A 1,407-nucleotide genomic window follows, 5' to 3' on the forward strand; every position below is an offset into this window, starting at 1 on the left:
GAAGGAAATACCGATGAGGAGAGCTCCCCTATGTATTTCTACCGATCGAATTTAGAAATTCAAGAAAACCGTCGAGCGTATGAGTCCATGGTCGATTCGAATCATGTGTTGGTTCAAATCGATCGTTTCATGGATTGGAATCATGTGTATCGCTTACTCCAACCGTTTTACTCGATGAACACAGGCCGTCCTTCCATCGACCCTTTAATCTTGGTAAAAATCCTCATGATCCAATACCTAGAAGGGTTTCGTTCCGTTCGATTTACCTGTAAACAAATCCAACAACACATGACCTATCGTTGGTTTTTAGGTCTTTCCCTTCACGATTCCGTTCCTTGTCACTCGAGTGTGTCCAAATTCCTCCGTCATCGAGTCGATCCCCAAGTATGGGAATCGATGTTTGAGCGTGTCCTTCGACAAATTCATGAAGAAGGATTTTTATCGCCCGACACGTGGGCAGCCGATGAAACCGAGTTAAAAGCCCACGCTAATAAACGCAAACGGATCCAAGTCGTTCAGACCGTGGTGGATCAAGAAGAGGAGGAGGTGTTGAAACTCGTGAATGAAAAACGACGACAGCACGGAAAAAAACCCCTTCCTCCTCAAGCCGCAAAAGAAAGGACGAAAACCATCATCTGCAGTACAACGGATCCGGACGCGGGCCTATCGGTCAAACATGACCCACGAGGTCTCTTTGCCTTTCATGATCATCGAATCGTGGATACCCTTCACAACTTGATTTTGGACGCGTATGTGACCGCTGCGACAGTACCAGGACATCGCGTATTAATGGATCGAATCGAGCGAGTCCAACAGCGAGTCGGTATGGTTCCAAAAGAAATCGTCTTGGATGCCGGCTATTATAACGCACGACTTGGGCGAGTACTCGAAAACAAAGGGATGGAAGCGTATATATCGTATCGACGTGTTCATCGAAAAGAACACCCCGATTGTCGTTCGGCACAGTTTCGGTGGGTCGCGGACGATGTGTATGCGTGTCCGTGTGGGGTGAAATTGACCTATTCGACCTCCACCCGTACCGGTTATCATGAATATCGACCCGCTATGAAAGGAAGCTGTGCGGGATGTCCTGCCGCCAAAGGCCCCAAGGATCGCGTCTTCCGAGTATCCGTTCATCAAGACATCTATGATCGAATGAGGAATCGTCGGTTATCGGCAAGGGGCAAGGTGTTGCGATCAGTTCGTCCCGCCACGATCGAGCGAAGTTTCGCAGAAAGCAAAGAACTCCACGGTCTTCGCTTTGCGCGGTACCGAGGAGTTCGATACGTACAGATTCAGGTTTGGATCACCGCCATGATCCAAAACCTAAAAAAATGGGCCAAATTACGATCGCTTCAACTCTATGGCCTATCTTTAACGTACCAAATGTAAAGCCAAAAGAAAAGA

1 protein-coding gene is annotated in these 1,407 nt (G+C 48.0%); it reads left to right on the forward strand.

What is annotated here, in order from left to right; genetic code table 11:
* The first annotated feature begins 30 nt into the window (after positions 1 to 30).
* A complete protein-coding gene (locus tag KDN35_RS19745; RefSeq protein ID WP_159719233.1) occupies positions 31 to 1,392 on the forward strand; it encodes an IS1182 family transposase in 1,362 nt (453 codons plus the stop codon).
* Positions 1,393 to 1,407 lie beyond the last annotated feature (15 nt).

The organism is Brevibacillus sp. NL20B1 (assembly GCF_018195675.1).
GTDB lineage: Bacteria > Bacillota > Bacilli > Brevibacillales > Brevibacillaceae > Brevibacillus > Brevibacillus aydinogluensis.